We start from the raw sequence: 16,317 nt of genomic DNA, 5'->3' as shown, positions 1-16,317 counted from the left end.
ATGAATCAGAGCGCAAATACCCTGGAACAGCTGAGCGTTGCCGAGCGACTCGAATTGATTGAGTTGGCGCGGTCTGGCGGCTTGAAAGCTAAGGGCGATCGAAGCCGGTTACCCTCAATCACGCCAGCGGGACGTGAGGGGGCGCTGCCATTATCGTTTGCGCAGCAGCGGCTGTGGTTTTTGTCTCGTTTCGAGGGAACGAGCACGGCGTATCACATCGCGGTCGGATTGCGGCTGATCGGGCGGCTGGAGCGAGAGGCGCTGGTGCGGGCGCTGGACCGGATCGTGGCGCGGCACGAGGCGCTGCGAACGGTGTTCGTGCAAGGTGATGATGGCATGCCGGTGCAGCGGATTGCTGCGGCGGCGGGCTTTGCCTTGAGCGCGCACGACCTATGTGGCGCGGCGGATGCGGCAGGCGAGTTGCAGCGACTGGTGGCTGTGGAAGCGACAGCGTCATTCGATCTTGAGCGTGGTCCGCTGATCCGAGGCCGGCTGGTGCGGCTGGCGGCGGACGAGCACGTGGTGCTGGTGACGATGCACCACATCGTGTCGGACGGCTGGTCGATGGGCGTGCTGACGCGCGAGCTGAGCCAGCTATATGCGGCGTTCGTGCGCGGCGAGGCAGATCCGCTGCCGCCGCTCGCGATCCAATATGGGGACTATGCGGTCTGGCAGCGGCGCTGGCTGTCGGGCGAAGTTCTGGCGCGCCGGGGTGCGTATTGGAAGGAGGCGTTGTCGGGCGCGCCTGCGCTTCTGGAACTGCCCTGGGACCGGCCGCGTCCGGCGGAGCAGGACCATGCCGGGGCCGTGGTGCCGATCCGGTTGGATGCGAGGCTGACCGAGGCATTGAAGGCGCTGAGCCATCGTCACGGCACGACATTGTACATGACGCTGCTGGCAGGCTGGGCGGCGCTGCTGTCGCGGCTGTCGGGGCAGAAGGATGTGGTGATCGGCAGCCCGGTTGCGAACCGTGGACGAGCCGAGATCGACGGGCTGATCGGGTTCTTCGTGAACACGTTGGCGGTGCGCGTCGATCTGTCCGGCCCGCCGTCGGTGAGTGAGCTTCTGGCACGGGTGAAGGCGCAGACGGTGGCGGCGCAGGAGCACCAGGATCTGCCGTTCGAGCAGGTGGTTGAACTGGTGCAGCCGTCGCGGAGCCTGAGTCACGCGCCGCTGTTCCAGGCGGTGCTGGTCTGGCAGAACCTGCCGGCAGGACGTCTTGACCTTGGGGAGTTGCGGCTGGAAGCGGTGGAGGTGCCGCGTGTGAGCGCGCAGTTCGACCTGACGCTGAGCCTGGCTGAGACAGGTGGGACGATCAGCGGCGGGCTGGAATATGCGACCGCGCTGTTCGATCGCGGGACGATCGAGCGCTGGGTCGGGTACTTTGTCCGGCTGCTGGAAGGCATGGTGGCGGACGAGCATGCGGAGGTGGATCGTCTGCCGCTGCAGGGCGAGGCGGAGCGTCATCGCGTCCTGGTGGAGTGGAACGCGACGGCGGCGGATTATCCGCAGGATGTGTGCGTGCACGAGTTGTTCGAGGCGCAGGCGGAGCGGACGCCGGATGCGGTGGCGGTGGTGCATGACGAGCGCCGGCTGAGCTATGCGGAGCTGAACACCCAGGCGAACCGGCTGGCGTATCATCTGCGCAAGCTCGGCGTCAGGCCGGATGACCGTGTTGCGATCTGCATCGAGCGTTCGATCGAACTTGTCGCTGCGGAGCTGGCGATCCTCAAATGCGGCGCAGCCTATGTGCCGCTGGATCGCGACGTCCCGGCGGAACGATTGGCGTTCATGATCAAGGATTGCGAAGCATCCCTCGTGTTGATGGCACGAGGCGCGGTGCTGCCGGAAGGGCTTGAGGCCCACAGGATCGATATCGAGGATATCCTGCGCGGTGCCGGAGACGCCCCCAATCCTGGCTTGTCGCGGGACAGCGGCAGTGATGCCTACATCATGTACACGTCGGGCTCCACGGGAACGCCCAAGGGAGTGGTGATTCCGCATCGAGCGATCGGGCGGCTGGTGATCAACAACGGCTATGCGGACTTCAATGCGTCGGATCGCGTTGCTTTTGCCGCCAATCCTGCGTTTGACGCGACGACGATGGAGGTATGGGGGCCGCTGTTGAACGGCGGATGCGTCGTGGTGATCGACCAGGCGTCGGTGCTGGAGCCCGAGCGGCTGGTCAGCGTCATGGAGCGGGATGGGGTCACGGTTCTGTGGCTCACGGCGGGTCTGTTCCAGCAGTATGCGGAGCTGCTCGGTGGCGTCTTCCGGCGACTGCGTTATCTGTTGGTGGGCGGCGACGTGCTGGATCCACGGAGCATCCGTCATGTTCTCCGGCACAGTCGTCCGCAATATCTGCTGAATGGCTACGGCCCGACGGAGACGACGACGTTTGCCATTACGCATGAGATCACCGAGGTCGACGAACGTGCGAGCAGCATTCCACTGGGCCGTCCGATCTCGAACACGCGGATCTACATTCTTGACGCGTATGGCGATCCTGTGCCGATCGGGGTTGCGGGCGAGATCTACATCGGCGGAGCCGGCGTTGCGCGGGGCTATCTGAACCGTCCCGAGCTGACGGCGGAGCGGTTCGTGGAGGACCGGTTCTCGGGCGAGGCGGGCGCGCGGCTATATCGGACCGGGGATCTCGGGCGGTGGCTTGGCGACGGGACGATCGCGTATCTCGGGCGCAACGACTTCCAGGTGAAGATCCGCGGCTTCCGGATCGAGCTCGGAGAGATCGAGGCGCGGCTGTCGGAGCATACGGGTGTGCGCGATGTCGCGGTGATCGCGCGGGAGGATGTCGCGGGCGACAAGCGTCTGGTGGCCTACTATGTGGGCGACGCGGCGATCGGGGCGGAGGAGCTGCGGGGCCGTCTTGCGGCGCGGCTGCCGGACTACATGGTGCCGTCGGCCTATGTGCATCTCGAGCGCCTGCCGCTGACGCCGAACGGCAAGCTGGACCGCAAGGCGCTGCCGGCGCCGGAGGGGGCTGCGTTTGCTGTGCAGGCCTACGAGCCGCCGCAGGGCGAGACCGAGGCGGCGATCGCCCGGATCTGGGCGGAACTGCTCGGTGTCGAGCGTGTCGGGCGCCACGACAACTTCTTCGCACTCGGCGGACACTCGCTGCTGGCGATGCAGGTGGTGTCACGTTTGCGGCAGGCGCTGGCATTGGAAGTGGCGTTGTCAGGGTTTTTTGCGCGTCCGACAGTGTCAGAACTGGCAAACGGTCTGAAGGATGCGGCCCCAAGCGGGTTGCCGTCGATCACGCCAGCGGGGCGTGAAGGGGCGCAGCCACTGTCGTTTGCGCAGCAGCGGCTGTGGTTTCTGTCACGTTTCGAGGGAGCGAGCGCGGCGTATCACATAGCCGGTGGATTGCGGCTGATCGGGAGGCTTGAGCGAGAGGCGCTGGTGTGCGCGCTGGACCGGATCGTGACGCGGCACGAGGCGCTGCGGACCGTATTTTATCAGGGTGACGACGGCTTGCCGGTGCAGCAGGTTGCTGCGGCGGAGGCGGGCTTTGCCTTGGTGCAGCACGACCTCCGGGGCATGGCGGATACGGCAGGCGAGTTGCAGCGACTGGTGGCTGTGGAAGCGACCGCGCCATTCGATCTTGAGCGTGGTCCGCCGATCCGGGGCCGGCTGGTGCGATTGGATGCCGACGAGCATGTGCTGCTGGTGACGATGCACCACATCGTGTCGGACGGCTGGTCGATGGGCGTGCTGACGCGCGAGCTGAGCCAGCTATATGCGGCGTTCGTGCGCGGCGAGGCTGATCCGCTGCCGGCGCTCGCGATCCAATATGGGGACTACGCGGTCTGGCAGCGGCGGTGGCTGTCGGGCGAGGGTCTGGCGCGCCAGGGCGCGTATTGGAAGGATGCGCTTGGGGGGGCGCCTGCGCTTTTGGAGCTGCCGTGGGACCGGCCGCGTCCGGCGGAGCAGAATTATGCCGGAGCGATGGTGCCGGTGCGGCTGGATGGAGACCTGACGGGGGCCCTGAGGGCACTGAGCCATCGTCACGGCACGACGTTGTACATGACGCTGCTGGCGGGCTGGGCGGCGCTGCTATCGCGGTTGTCGGGGCAGGAGGATGTGGTGATCGGCAGCCCGGTTGCGAACCGTGGACGAGCCGAGATCGAGGGGCTGATCGGGTTCTTCGTGAACATGCTGGCGCTGCGTGTCGATGTATCGGGCTCACCCTCGGTGAGTGAGCTTCTGGCACGGGTGAAGGCGCAGACGGTGGCGGCGCAGGAGCACCAGGATCTGCCGTTCGAGCAGGTTGTGGAGCTGGTGCAGCCGTCGCGGAGCCTGAGCCACGCGCCTCTGTTCCAGGTGGCGCTGGCCTGGCAGACCATGTCGGCAGAGAATTTGGATCTCGGGGAGCTGCGGCTGGCGCCGGTTGAGGTGCCGCGTGTGAGCGCGCAGTTCGACCTGACGCTGAGCCTGGCTGAGACAGGTGGGACGATCAGCGGCGGGCTGGAATATGCGACCGCGCTGTTCGATCGTGAGACGATCGAGCGTTGGGTCGGGTACTTTGTCCGGCTGCTGGAAGGCATGGTGGCGGACGCGCGCGCGCCAGTGGATCGTCTGCCGCTGCAGGGCGAGGCAGAGCGTCATCGTGTCCTGGTGGAATGGAACGCGACGGCTGCGGCTTATCCGCAGGATGTGTGCGTGCACGAGCTGTTCGAGGCGCAGGCCGAGCGGACGCCGGATGCGGTGGCGGTGGTGCATGAGGAGCGCCGGCTGAGCTATGCGGAGCTGAACACCCAGGCGAACCGGCTGGCGCATCATCTGCGCAAGCTCGGCGTCAGGCCGGATGACCGTGTTGCGATCTGCATCGCGCGCAGCCCGGAGATGATCGTGGGTCTGCTGGCGATCCTGAAGGCGGGCGGGGCCTATGTGCCGCTCGATCCGGCCTATCCGCCGGAGCGGCTGGCGTTCATGCTTCAGGACAGCGCGCCGGCGGCGCTGCTGGTGGGCGGCGGCGCGCTGGATGTGCTGCCGGTCGTGGAGGCCGAGCTTGCGGCCAGCGGCGTGCCGGTGCTCGACATCGGCGCGGATGCGGCGCAGTGGGCGGAGGCGCCCGCGCATAATCTGGAGCGGACCGAGACCGGACTTGCGCCTGATCATCTCGCTTATGTGATCTACACGTCCGGATCGACCGGTCAGCCCAAGGGGGTGATGGTCGAGCACCGCGGTCTCGCCAACCTGGTGCATTGGCACTGCGAGGCCTTCGCGCTGCGTCCGGGGACGCACAGCTCCTTAGTAGCTGGTTTGAGCTTTGATGCTTCGAGCTGGGAAGTGTGGCCGGCGCTGTGTTGCGGCGGCGTACTGGTGGTGCCGCGGCCTGAGACGGCGCGGGATCCCGAAGCGCTGATGGCCTGGTGGCAGACGCAGCCGCTGGACGTGAGCTTCCTGCCGACACCGATGGCGGAGTTTGTGCTGTCGCAGGGGCTCGTGAACCGGCATCTGCGTGTTCTGCTGACGGGGGGCGACCGTTTGCGGAAGCTGCCCAAGGCGCTGCCATTCGCGCTGGTGAACAATTACGGTCCCACGGAAACGACGGTGGTGGCCACGTCCGGTTTGCTCGGGGCTGATGAGGCGGTGCTGCATATCGGCCGTCCGATCTCGAACACGCATATCTACATATTGGATGCGTATGGGGAGCCGGCGCCGATCGGTGTCGCGGGCGAGATCTATATCGGCGGGGCCGGAGTTGCGCGGGGCTATCTGAACCGTCCCGAACTGACGGCGGCGCGGTTCGTGGAGGATCGCTTCTCGGGCGAGGCCGGGGCGCGGCTGTACCGGACCGGGGATCTCGGTCGGTGGCTTGGCGACGGGACGATCGCGTATCTCGGTCGTAACGACTTCCAGGTAAAGATCCGCGGCTTCCGGATCGAGCTCGGGGAGATCGAGGCGCGGCTGTCGGAGCATGCGGGTGTGCGCGATGTCGCAGTGGTCGCGCGGGAGGATGCTCCGGGCGACAAGCGCCTGGTGGCTTACTATGTGAGCGACGCGGCGATCGGGGCCGAGCAGCTGCGGGGCCATCTTGCGGCGCGGCTGCCGGACTACATGGTGCCTGCGGCGTATGTCCATCTGGATCGGCTGCCGTTGACGCCGAACGGCAAGCTCGACCGCAAGGCGTTGCCGGCGCCGGAAGGAACAGCGTTCGCGGCGCAGGCCTATGAGCCGCCGCAGGGCGAGACCGAGGAGGTCATCGCCCGGATCTGGTCGGAGCTGCTGGGCGTTGAGCGGATCGGGCGACACGACAATTTCTTCGCGCTCGGCGGACACTCGCTGCTTCTGGCCAAGATGCAGGTGAGATTAAGTCAAGCCGGTTTATCCCTATCGATCCCGCGAATTTTTGCAAATCCAACGATTGCCAGTCTCCTCCAGAACGACGGCAATTCACCCACTCTCGATTTCGAATCGCACGTGGTTGAGCTTCGCTCGCCCGCGGCTACGGAGGCGAAGCCACTCTTCATCATGAGCCAGGGCCAGGGAAGCGTGTTGTACGGAGCTAAGCTGGCAGCACGACTTCCCGATGGCTTTCCGATTTACGGTCTGACAAGCGACGGACAAAGACGGGATCATCTGCGAACTGTGGAAGATATCGCAGCCTGCTTTGTGGCCATCATCAAGCAAATCCAACCCGCCGGTCCTTACCGCCTGGCAGGGTGGTCGTTCGGGGGTAAGCTGGCCTACGAAGTCGCTCGTCAACTTCTGTCGGCCCATAACGACGTTCAATTCGTTGGCCTTATCGATACCTATTACAGGAGACCGACTTGGATTTCCGAAGAGGTGATGGATCGCTTTCTCTCATCGCTCAGTCCGGCGTTAAGGCAGACGACACGCCGGTTGATAAACGCCGATAATGTGTATGAAAGCGAATATATTCCGATCAAGATATGTCTATTTGTGGCAGAGGCCCCGAATGAAGATGCGCATAGAGGATGGAAAGAGGTGTTGCCTGAGCATCAGATTGTTACCATTCAGATACCCGGGGCACATGATGACGTCATGTCTGATGGCAACATTGAGGTGCTGGTGCAGAGTTTGAGCGAGCAATTGCTGACGTGCGATGAGACGGGGCAGATAGGCTGAGCCTTTGAGGAAACTGGCGCGCATCTGCACGAGATGACGCTGCGTTGGATCCGCAAAGAGATTTACGACCACGCCAGATGCTGTTCAATCGGCGCGACATGGCAGGATCAGCAGAGAGCCGTCACCGCTTTATCAAATAGCCGGCGCTTCTTCGTGTTTCGATAATGTGATGGCCGATCTTTCGACGCAAGCGGCTAATCGTGGCCTCGACCGCATTCGTCGTGCGTGACGATTCGTGGAATGTGCTTTCCGCGAGTTCGTGGCTGGATACGATTGTTCCTCGCTTATACATCAGTTGAGAGAGGACGGAGAACTCTCTTGCTGTGAGGTTGACCACCCGCCCGGAGACGGTCACGACCATTTTTCGCCGGTCGAGTTGAACTTCATTGGCTGTGAGCCGCGATGACAGATGCCCATAAGACCGCCGCACAATGGCTTCCAGCCGTGAAAGTAGTTCTTCCCGGACAAAGGGCAGCGGCAGAAAAGTGTCTGCGCCTCGATCAATGACGTCGATCCAAGTGTCCAAGTTGGTGTTTCGACCAAGAGCCAATATAGGAAAATATCGATGAGATCGTCGCCAGCGTTGCAACAGCTCGCGGTACGCTCCACCCGACCGGACACCGAGTATCGTCGCAGAATACTCTTCGGTATCGCCCAAGAACCATGCATCGTCTGGCGTGGAGGCGTTTTCGGCGACAAACCCCGCAGAGTGTAGCGCTGGCGCGAGCAGCCGAGTGGTTGCTGTATCGCAGTCCGCAATGAGAATGCGCATCTTTGGTGCTGGTGTTGGAGGGGAGTTGTTTGATCGTCAGGTCAGGAATGGCATGCTGCGCGAGGCTCGGCGGGGCAAGAGGATCCTGACTGGCGAGAATTCGATGAAATAGACGTGGGGTTCTCGACGACGTAGTAGCCGGAACCTCGTTGCGTCTTGATGAAGTCGTGTCCGACTTTTCGTCTGAGTCGGGCGACAAGCATTTCGGCTGCCCCCGGGGGAGTTCGTGAGTCTTCTCCATATATTTCCTTACGAAGCTCTTTGATCGACAGAACCGAATTTGGTCGCTGCATGAGTGCGAGGAGGAGGCGATATTCGAACGGAGTGACGTGAATATGAATTCCGCTGACGATAACCTGCATTTGATCCTCGTCCACGCTCACGTGGTCGATCGTGCGAATGAGTTTGCGGGCTGATCTGCACCGGCGCAACATTGCGCTCAAGCGCGTCGCCAACTCCATCAATCCGCATGGCAGCGATATGTAGTCGTCAGCGCCATGATCGATCGCATCAACAATCTGTTGCTTGGTGCATGATGTGCCCGCCGCAAGAACGGGATGGCCGATCGATGCGCCTCTCCAGTGATCGATCAGGGCGATACCGTCGGTCGTTTGGTGATCCAGCAGAATGATCAGAGCATCGATGCCTGTCAAAGCAGAGGGCTGGATCGTCCATCCGACGTCGTAGCAGGAGTGATGTATCATGCTGTAACGGAGTGAGTTCAGCTGATCGTGCATGAGGGACGATGTCGAGGTGCTGCTGGAGAGGACCATCACGGCTGGCATCGATTCATTCCATAATGTGGTGAGTCTCGTTGAGTCGGGAGAGCGCCGTGTGCTGAACGCCTTATTGTGAGTGGGGGCTAGTTGGCCAGAGAGCGGAGTGCTTCTGTTTGGGAACCGTTGAGCGGTTGCTGCGTATCTTTGTGCATCTGGTGCAGATCACACGGCGATGCATGTGTTTGGCCGAACGATGCCACTTATGGGACAGAGCATATCCGTCGGCAACCGGTGAAAATTCTATATTGACAGATCGGGCTAGCTGAAGATTGGCGTCTTGCCGCGAATGCAGGCCCTGCATTGCGGTAAGGGGACAGGCTGTTCGAGTGTGATCTTGTGCTAGTTTCGGGCGGTTGTCCGTGAAGATTGTCCTCTTTACGGTCGCGCGCTTGCGACGTTCTTCTACTTGCCCGATCGCGCCGTCTTGCCTCCCGGTGCGTCCGGGCGATGGGCTCGCTCGAACGCGAGCAAGTGCAAGGACATGCAGACCAGATAGAGGGCGAACAGTTGTATCTTCCGTGTTGGTCGAGGGGGTGCCGTTCTGCGTTTGTTGGGCAGGAGCGTCGTGGGGGCCACTATGACGAATAGTCGTTGCGAATAGCATGCGTATTTGGTCGGCTGCGTGCCTTACACAAGGCTTACGTCGATTGTGTGCTGTGGGTGATGAGAGTTCATCAGTAGAGGTTCGTGAATAAGCAGGTCAATGATCGGCGGGTGGCCTGCGTTGATCGAGCGGTGCGTGTTTCTGGCGGGGGCGTGTAGCTGCTGAGTCGACCAGCTCGACGCTGAAAGTCGGAGCTACAGCGGGGGCGATAGTTCAAAGAGGTTCCGGATGCCAAACATTGCCCGTGGCAATCTGCTCAATCATGTTTGTTGGGCGCGTCAAAGGACTTGATATCGACAGGTGATCGGATGGCGCTCGATACAGCGTTCGTCTTTGCGATTGCGCGGATCAGGTCGTCTTGCGACTTGAACCCAGTGCCTTAGGCGCGCGGCGTGTCATCCGCCACGAGCGTCATCCGCCAAGTCGTATCCGGAAGTCGTATTCGGGAGTCGTCCTTGTTGAGCTCGCATGCTTTCATCTGTCGCATCCAGCGCGGTGTACTGCCTCGGCCCCATGCGATCGAGATTGTCGTTAGGAACACCAAGGCGTTTCAGTGCGCGGTATCAAGATGCCGCAAACGTGATGTGCATCCGTATCACCTGGACGTCGTCATGGATCGGAGCGGGATCCCGGTGGTCGGGGTGGTGCTGGAGATCGCGGCGTTCCGGGCCGTTACGGCAACCTGGCACGAAGGCAGGCGCGTGGTCGCCGAAGCGACTTGGCGAGTTGCGTGGCTGGCCTGTCGCGACCATCCCAACGCGGCCATTGCGCCCACCCACGCAGCGCGCGAACCAGGGTCCGCATGTCCTTCGCTGCTCAACTCGCGTCGACGGTCACATGCAACCTCCACGAGATCCGACGGCATTCTGGCTGACATCCGGTGGGAACTCGCCCCGGTTCGGCAAGGCCACCCGATGCGGGGGGAGACCGGCATGCAACTGCATCGGAAAGCAGATGGAACGGATGTCGATGCGCGGACTCGTTCTGTTCACGCGCGATGCATCTTCAAAATGCAAAGACGATCACGGCAGACCTCATGTTGTCACGGCGCGCAGCCCCGGATCCGCTGGAGGGTTGCTCTCGGTGTGACTCAAAAACCAATCCGTTTCGGCAATCAGGAGTTACGCCTTAACAATCGCTAAATTTATCTTCCGCGAATCAGTCCGCTGATTCATTTTCGCTGCCGGGGTCAATCTGGAGGCCAAGGTATGAACGTTATTGTTTTCGCATCGCGTAAGGGCGGTTCAGGCAAGAGCACCCTGGCCGCCCATCTCGCTGCGCAGATCAAGGCGAGCAAGTCTTGTCTGCTCATCGATGCCGACCCTCAGGGGTCGCTGACGCTCTGGCACAAGCTGCGCGGCACCAACGAGCCGCCGATCAAGACGGCGGTAAACTCGGTCAGCGCGATCGTCGCCGCGGCCCGCCGCGACGGCGTCGAATGGGTGCTGATCGATACGCCTCCGACCGTATCGGCCGTCGTCGAAGATGCGATCAAGAACGCGACCATGGTGATCATCCCGGCTCGTCCCGGTGTGTTCGACGTCAATGCGGTCCAGGAAACCATTCAGACCTGCCGCTCGGCGCGCAAGCCCTATGCCGTCGTTCTCAACGGTGCGCCGGCGCGCCGCGACGACGCCGAGAGCCCGATCGTCACCATCGCCCGCGAGGCCCTGGCGAAGTTCAAGGCGCCGGTGTGGGGCGGGCAGATCACCAACCGTGCCGATCTGCTGATGGCGCTGGGGCAGGGTGAAGGCGTGCGCGAATACTACGCCGAAGGGCGGGCTGCTGCCGAGATCGCGCGTCTCTGGGCGGCGATCGAGCGTTCGGTGAAGGCGATTCGCGGCACCGTGTCGGCCAATGGCGCCATGCACAAGCAGGCGGCCTGATCGCGGCCTGTCATCACGCATCGACGCGCGGGCTTCCGCGCGTTTTTCGTTTCGGATGACTTTCGTCCCTTTCGGGGGAATCAGCCGTCTCGCGAGGGCCGACGATGGGCCGCTCAGCGCCGCGAAATGGCGCTCAGGCGATCATCAGCAGATAGAAGGCGATCGCCGGCGTCAGGGTCAGGATGACAGACCAGATCCCGACGGCCCAAAGAATGTCTTCGGTGCTGAACCCCTGCTGCTCAGGGTATGGATGATCCTGCAAAGCCACGACGCCCCCGCGTTCTCTGACGTTTTCAACATCCATAGCCGAACATCTTTAAACATCAGGTTGCCGGCGGCGCGGCATTTGATCGTGACCGTTAGTTCGGATTAACCACGCAAGTCGTCCCCGCTCGTTGTCCGCGGTAGCGCGCGGCTGCGGCCGAGCATCCGGGCCGCGTTCGGGGCAAAGCCGACGAACGCGGCGGAGACGCTTCAGGCGACGCGGCTTTGCGCCATCGCCGTGCGGTGCTGGATCTCCTGGTCCAGCCGGGCGGCGAGCTCGGGGCTCACCTCCACCATCGGCAGCCGCACTTCGGCGCTGGCGATCACGCCTGTCCGCGCCAGCCAGTACTTGGCAGGCGCAGGGCTCGGCTCGGTGAACAGCAGGCGTGTGAGATCCTCGACCTGCGCCCAGCCCGCCGCGGCGTGATCATGTCGACCGTCCTTCACGTGCCGCAGGATCGCAGCAAATGTCTCCGTCTCCAGATGGGCCGAGAGCAGGATGGCGCCGTCCGCGCCGGCCTGTAGCGCATCGAAGCTCTGAGCGTCCTCTCCGGTCAGGATCCGGAACTGCGCTGGCCGGCGCGCGATCAGGTCGCGCGTTTGCGCGCGGTTGGCGCAACAATCCTTCAGGCCCGCGATCATCGGATGTTCGGCGAGCCGCAGCATTGTGTCGTTGTCGATCCCGACCGCCGATCGATAGGGAATGTTGTAGAGGATGATCGGGTGCGCAGCATGATCAGCCAGCGCCGTGAAATGCGCCAGCAGTCCGCGCTGCGATGGGCGCACATAAGGCGGGCTCGAGATCAGATAGAAATCGATCGGCCATGAGGTGGTGCGATCGAGCGCCTCGATCAGATCGGACGTCGCCACCCCGCCAATTCCGAGGCAGAGCGGCAGCGGCCGGCCAGCCGCGGCGACCTCGTCATGGACCACGCTGACCACACACATGCGCTCGTCCCAAGACAGTGTCAGTCCTTCGCCCGAGGTCGCGCCCAGCACCACGCCGTCGATGGGCTTGGCGGCGTAGTGGCGGATCAGGTTGCGCAGCGATGCTTCATCGAGCGCGCCGTTGTGAAACGGCGTGATCAGTGGCAGCCAAAGTCCCTGCAATTGCGTTCGCGTCGTGGTCATGGTCCATCTCCCTGGGTCTGAGTGCCGGAGACGGGACATGAAAAAACCCCGTCTGAGCGGCGGGGCTTGGTGATGCGGCGGTGAAGTTTCGGACGATTCTAGCGCGCGCGTCCACATGTCCCCGGAAGGGGAGCTTTTTTCGACGACAAGGTGGCGCTCGAAAATGTGGACATGCCACCTACATGCGCGGAGCTGCCGATGCTGTCAATGCGGCATTGGCGGACACGCAGAAACAAACAGCAAAACAGCTCGGCAGAAAACCAGCTGAGCAAAAAAATAGCCGGGCCCAATGAGCCCGGCTGGAGGTATTGGCCAACGCGGCCGACACAATCACCTTCCAAGAGGGATTCTGAGCGCTCGCGCCACTGGAGGAGGGGGACAATGCGCAACGCCAACGCTCAGCACAGTTGCAGTATGGGCTTCGACACGGCGTTGCAGCAACCATGTAGGTCGCATGTCAGACATGCACAATTTCAGGCCGGCCAGCGCTGCGCTTTGCTCACGACGAAGTCACGGAACACTTGCACGCGCGCCACCGTTTTCAACTCCTCGGGATAGACGAAGTAGGTGTCGAGCTGGATTGAATCGGACTCGCCGAACAGCTGCACCAGCCGGCTGTTTTCTTCGACCAGATAGTCGGGCAGCGCGGCGATGCCGAGACCCTGTTGGCAGGCGCGCACCAGTCCGAGGATATTGTTGACCCTGAAATAGGCTTCGCGAGGACCAGAGCCGTTACGCCCGGCATCGACAAGCCAGCTGCGGTTCTGCAGATGCGGGGCGACCTGGCCGTCCGCAAGCATGATGATGCGGTGGTCGTCGAGTTCGTCGAGTGTCCTCGGCGTGCCGAACCGCTTCACATATTCCGGGGAGCAGTAAGCGTGGAAGCTGATCGCGAACAGCTTGCGCTGAATCAGGTCGGGCTGCGTCGGCTTGCGGGTACGAATCGCAACGTCGGCCTCGCGCATCGAGAGATCGAGCTCTTCGTCGGTGACGATCAGCGAGATCCGGATCTCCGGATAGAGCGAGGTGAATTCGCCGAGCCGTGGGATCAGCCAGTTGATGCCGACGCCCGGCGTGGTGGTGATCTTGAGATCGCCGCTCGGCCGCTCGCGGCTGTCGGTGAGCTTGGCCCGCGCCGCCTGCAACTGCATGAAGACGTCATGCGCGGTCCGGAACAAGAGGTCGCCTTGCTCGGTGAGGATCAGCCCGCGGGCGTGACGATGAAACAGCGACACCGCCAGTTCCTGCTCGAGCGCGCTGACCTGGCGTGACACTGCCGATTGCGACAGCCCGAGCTGCTCCCCGGCATGCGTGAAGCTGCCAGCTTCCGCCGCTGCGTGAAACACCTTCAGCTTGTCCCAATCCATATCCGTAAATCCATCCCGTGATCGTGGCATCTTCAGTTCATTCAGCAGCGGCGCGTTCGCTCGCGGCGTGGGCGAGGAAGCGTTCGGCCTCGAGCGCGGCCATGCATCCCATGCCGGCGGCGGTGATCGCCTGCCGATAGGTTTCGTCGGCGACGTCGCCGGCCGCGAACACCCCGGGGACGGAGGTCGCCGTCGTGCCTGGCACGACCTCGACATAGCCGGATGGCTTCAGCTTGAGCTGGCCGGCGACGAGCTCCGTCGCCGGTGCATGGCCGATGGCGACGAAGACGCCGTCGGCCGGCAGTTCGGAGACGGCGCCGGTCTTGACGTTTTTGAGCCGGACATGCGTGACCTTGGACGGATTGCTGGCGCCGCAGATCTCGTCCAGCGCGCTGTCCCAGACGACCTTGATCTTGGGATGCTTGAACAGGCGCTCCTGCAGGATCCGCTCGGCGCGGAAATGATCGCGGCGATGCACGACCGTGACGGTCGAGGCAAAGTTGGTCAGGAACAGCGCTTCTTCGACCGCCGTATTGCCGCCGCCGACGACGATGACTTCCTTGCCGCGATAGAAGAAGCCGTCGCAGGTGGCGCAGGCCGAGACGCCGAACCCCTTGAACGTTTCCTCGGAGGGGAGCCCCAGCCAGCGCGCCTGGGCGCCGGTGGCCAGGATGACCGTCTCGGCGAGATAGACGTCGCCGGAATCGCAGGTCAGGCGGAACGGGCGCTGCGCCAGCTCCAGCCTGGTCACGAGGTCGATCTTGATCTGCGCCCCGACATGGGTCGCCTGCTTTTCCATCTGCTCCATCAGCCAGGGGCCCTGGATGACGTCGGCAAATCCCGGATAGTTCTCGACGTCGGTCGTGATGGTCAGCTGACCGCCCGGCTGGATGCCCTGGATGAGCACCGGCTCCAGCATCGCCCGTGCCGCGTAAATCGCCGCCGTGTAGCCGGCAGGGCCGGACCCGATGATGACGACTTTGGCATGGATCGGAGCTTGCATGGGAACGATGACTCGCTGGAAAAAGGGGGAGATTGACGACGCAGCGAGCGGAATGCGCAAAGAACGCCCCCGAAGCCCCATCGAAAATGTCAAATCCAAGTCTAAGCCATCTGGCAAGCTATGCAAGAATTGCAACGCATCTCGGCGAATTTTCCCTTCACGAGCCGGTCAACAGGGGAAATCTAGAGTAATAAAATTGCGCAAATTGACCGGCTTGCGCTAAGAGAGTTGCCACCCACCCGCGGATCACGTCTCCCGCTTGTTCCCGCCAGCCCCCCGCGCCCCGTGTCCAAGAATCTTGACGAAATCGACCTCAAAATCCTGAGCGAGATCCAGGCCGATGGCAGGATCACCAATGTGGAACTGGCCAAGCGCGTCGGAATTTCGCCGCCGCCCTGTCTGCGGCGTGTGCGGACTCTGGAGGAAGAGGGCTACATCACCGGCTATCGAGGTCTGCTCGATCCGCGCAAGCTTGGCTTCGACGTCACCGTCTTCGCTTCGGTGCATCTGTCGAGTCAGGCTGATGCCGACCTGAAGGCCTTCGAGGAGTTCGTTCGCGCCGAGCCCCTGGTGCGGGAATGCTGGATGCTGTCCGGCGAGGTCGATTTCATCCTGAAATGCGTGGCACCTGACATGGCGACCTTTCAGGAGTTCGTAACGCACCTGACTGCGGCGCCGCACGTGCGCAACGTCCGGACCTCGCTGGTGCTGCACAATTCCAAATATGATGCCGCGGTGCCGCTCGAGGTGAAGGTGCGCAGCTAGAGCATGATCCAAAGATCATTCTCAAACAAAGAGATAAGGTCATGATGCGGTTCCGTGAAAACGCATCATGACCTGGACCGGTCTGGCATTCCGGGGACTGCTGTCGCGACGCCCCGGAATGATCATCGACGGAGCGGGAGCTCAGCTCTTCTTGCGCAGCAGCGCATCCAGGCTGATCGGGCCGCCGCCCGCGGTCGCAAGGTAGAGGCAGGAGAAGCAGAACGCGATCGCCGCGGTGCCGTTGTTCAGGAGTGGCAGCCAGACAGGCTCTCCGGTCTTGAACATGTGGCCCATGAAATAGGCGAAGGCCATCTCGCCCGAGAGGATGAACGCGACGGGCCTGGTGAACAGGCCGACGATGAGCAGCGCGCCAAGCACGAGTTCGAGCATGCCTGCCGTGTAAATCAGAGGCGGGATGTTGGCGAAGTACGGGATGACCGGAAACTTGAAGATCTTGGCCACGCCGTATTGAAACAACAGCAGGCCGGTGATGAAGCGAAACAGGCTGAGCACAGCCGGCTGCCATTTCGAGAGCATCTGCTCCATGTGTGATTGTCCCCCAACCAGAAAAATCATGATGTGGCGGCCGGACCGATCGTTGCGGCGGCCGTCTGCCATGAATTAGCCCATTAG

10 protein-coding genes are annotated in these 16,317 nt (G+C 62.7%); 3 read left to right on the top strand and 7 right to left on the bottom strand.

Annotated elements, in window-relative coordinates; genetic code table 11:
- Positions 1 to 7,113 (top strand): non-ribosomal peptide synthetase, encoded by a 7,113-nt coding sequence (locus tag BBTA_RS38330; RefSeq protein ID WP_012046637.1) that lies wholly within the window; start codon positions 1 to 3, stop codon positions 7,111 to 7,113.
- A 121-nt stretch (positions 7,114 to 7,234) separates the two neighbouring features.
- On the opposite strand, the gene BBTA_RS39265 is transcribed toward BBTA_RS38330, so the two are convergent.
- Together BBTA_RS39265 and BBTA_RS38325 are read right to left on the bottom strand one after the other, a co-directional pair.
- Complete coding sequence (locus BBTA_RS39265) at positions 7,235 to 7,885, bottom strand: response regulator transcription factor (RefSeq protein ID WP_083780726.1); 651 nt, start codon at positions 7,883 to 7,885, stop codon at positions 7,235 to 7,237.
- A 41-nt stretch (positions 7,886 to 7,926) separates the two neighbouring features.
- Positions 7,927 to 8,670 (bottom strand): response regulator transcription factor, encoded by a 744-nt coding sequence (locus BBTA_RS38325; RefSeq protein WP_012046635.1) that lies wholly within the window; start codon positions 8,668 to 8,670, stop codon positions 7,927 to 7,929.
- A gap of 1,806 nt (positions 8,671 to 10,476) precedes the next feature.
- Between BBTA_RS38325 and BBTA_RS31870 the strand changes: the two genes are divergently transcribed.
- Complete coding sequence (locus tag BBTA_RS31870; RefSeq protein WP_012046633.1) at positions 10,477 to 11,154, top strand: ParA family protein; 678 nt, start codon at positions 10,477 to 10,479, stop codon at positions 11,152 to 11,154.
- 133 nt (positions 11,155 to 11,287) lie between these two features.
- Here BBTA_RS31870 and BBTA_RS40995 read toward each other — a convergent pair whose 3' ends face one another.
- From BBTA_RS40995 to trxB, 4 genes are all read right to left on the bottom strand, one after another.
- Positions 11,288 to 11,458, bottom strand: a complete 171-nt coding sequence (locus tag BBTA_RS40995) for a hypothetical protein (RefSeq protein ID WP_168167853.1) — start codon at positions 11,456 to 11,458, stop codon at positions 11,288 to 11,290.
- Positions 11,459 to 11,628: 170 nt separating this feature from the next.
- Positions 11,629 to 12,549: a 4-hydroxy-tetrahydrodipicolinate synthase gene (gene dapA, locus BBTA_RS31865; protein ID WP_012046631.1), complete on the bottom strand. Its 921-nt coding sequence runs from the start codon at positions 12,547 to 12,549 to the stop codon at positions 11,629 to 11,631.
- A 473-nt stretch (positions 12,550 to 13,022) separates the two neighbouring features.
- A complete protein-coding gene (locus BBTA_RS31860) occupies positions 13,023 to 13,946 on the bottom strand; it encodes a LysR family transcriptional regulator (RefSeq protein WP_012046630.1) in 924 nt (307 codons plus the stop codon).
- 7 nt (positions 13,947 to 13,953) lie between these two features.
- On the bottom strand, positions 13,954 to 14,919 hold the full coding sequence (gene trxB, locus BBTA_RS31855) for a thioredoxin-disulfide reductase (protein WP_012046629.1): 966 nt from the start codon (positions 14,917 to 14,919) through the stop codon (positions 13,954 to 13,956).
- Positions 14,920 to 15,204: 285 nt separating this feature from the next.
- On the opposite strand from trxB, the gene BBTA_RS31850 reads away from it, so the two are divergent.
- Positions 15,205 to 15,684: an Lrp/AsnC family transcriptional regulator gene (locus tag BBTA_RS31850; protein ID WP_012046628.1), complete on the top strand. Its 480-nt coding sequence runs from the start codon at positions 15,205 to 15,207 to the stop codon at positions 15,682 to 15,684.
- Between the two features lie 141 nt (positions 15,685 to 15,825).
- On the opposite strand, the gene BBTA_RS31845 is transcribed toward BBTA_RS31850, so the two are convergent.
- Entirely contained in the window at positions 15,826 to 16,230 is a 405-nt protein-coding gene (locus BBTA_RS31845; protein ID WP_012046627.1) for a DoxX family protein, read from the bottom strand.
- Between the last annotated feature and the right edge of the window lie 87 nt (positions 16,231 to 16,317).

Origin of the sequence: Bradyrhizobium sp. BTAi1 (assembly GCF_000015165.1) — a bacterium.
Lineage (GTDB): Bacteria > Pseudomonadota > Alphaproteobacteria > Rhizobiales > Xanthobacteraceae > Bradyrhizobium > Bradyrhizobium denitrificans.
The sequence above is the reverse complement of the archived record's forward strand: the minus strand, read 5'-3'. Positions and strand labels throughout refer to the sequence as shown.

What these genes read in the sequence shown, in the direction of transcription:
- BBTA_RS31860 (WP_012046630.1), bottom strand. Translation starts at nt 13,946, where the DNA reads ATGCCACGATCACGGGATGGATTTACGGATATGGATTGGGACAAGCTG.
- BBTA_RS31845 (WP_012046627.1), bottom strand. Translation starts at nt 16,230, where the DNA reads ATGGAGCAGATGCTCTCGAAATGGCAGCCGGCTGTGCTCAGCCTGTTT.
- BBTA_RS38325 (WP_012046635.1), bottom strand. Translation starts at nt 8,670, where the DNA reads ATGCCAGCCGTGATGGTCCTCTCCAGCAGCACCTCGACATCGTCCCTC.
- BBTA_RS31870 (WP_012046633.1), top strand. Translation starts at nt 10,477, where the DNA reads ATGAACGTTATTGTTTTCGCATCGCGTAAGGGCGGTTCAGGCAAGAGC.
- trxB (WP_012046629.1), bottom strand. Translation starts at nt 14,919, where the DNA reads ATGCAAGCTCCGATCCATGCCAAAGTCGTCATCATCGGGTCCGGCCCT.
- BBTA_RS39265 (WP_083780726.1), bottom strand. Translation starts at nt 7,885, where the DNA reads ATGCGCATTCTCATTGCGGACTGCGATACAGCAACCACTCGGCTGCTC.
- dapA (WP_012046631.1), bottom strand. Translation starts at nt 12,549, where the DNA reads ATGACCACGACGCGAACGCAATTGCAGGGACTTTGGCTGCCACTGATC.
- BBTA_RS38330 (WP_012046637.1), top strand. Translation starts at nt 1, where the DNA reads ATGAATCAGAGCGCAAATACCCTGGAACAGCTGAGCGTTGCCGAGCGA.
- BBTA_RS40995 (WP_168167853.1), bottom strand. Translation starts at nt 11,458, where the DNA reads ATGGATGTTGAAAACGTCAGAGAACGCGGGGGCGTCGTGGCTTTGCAG.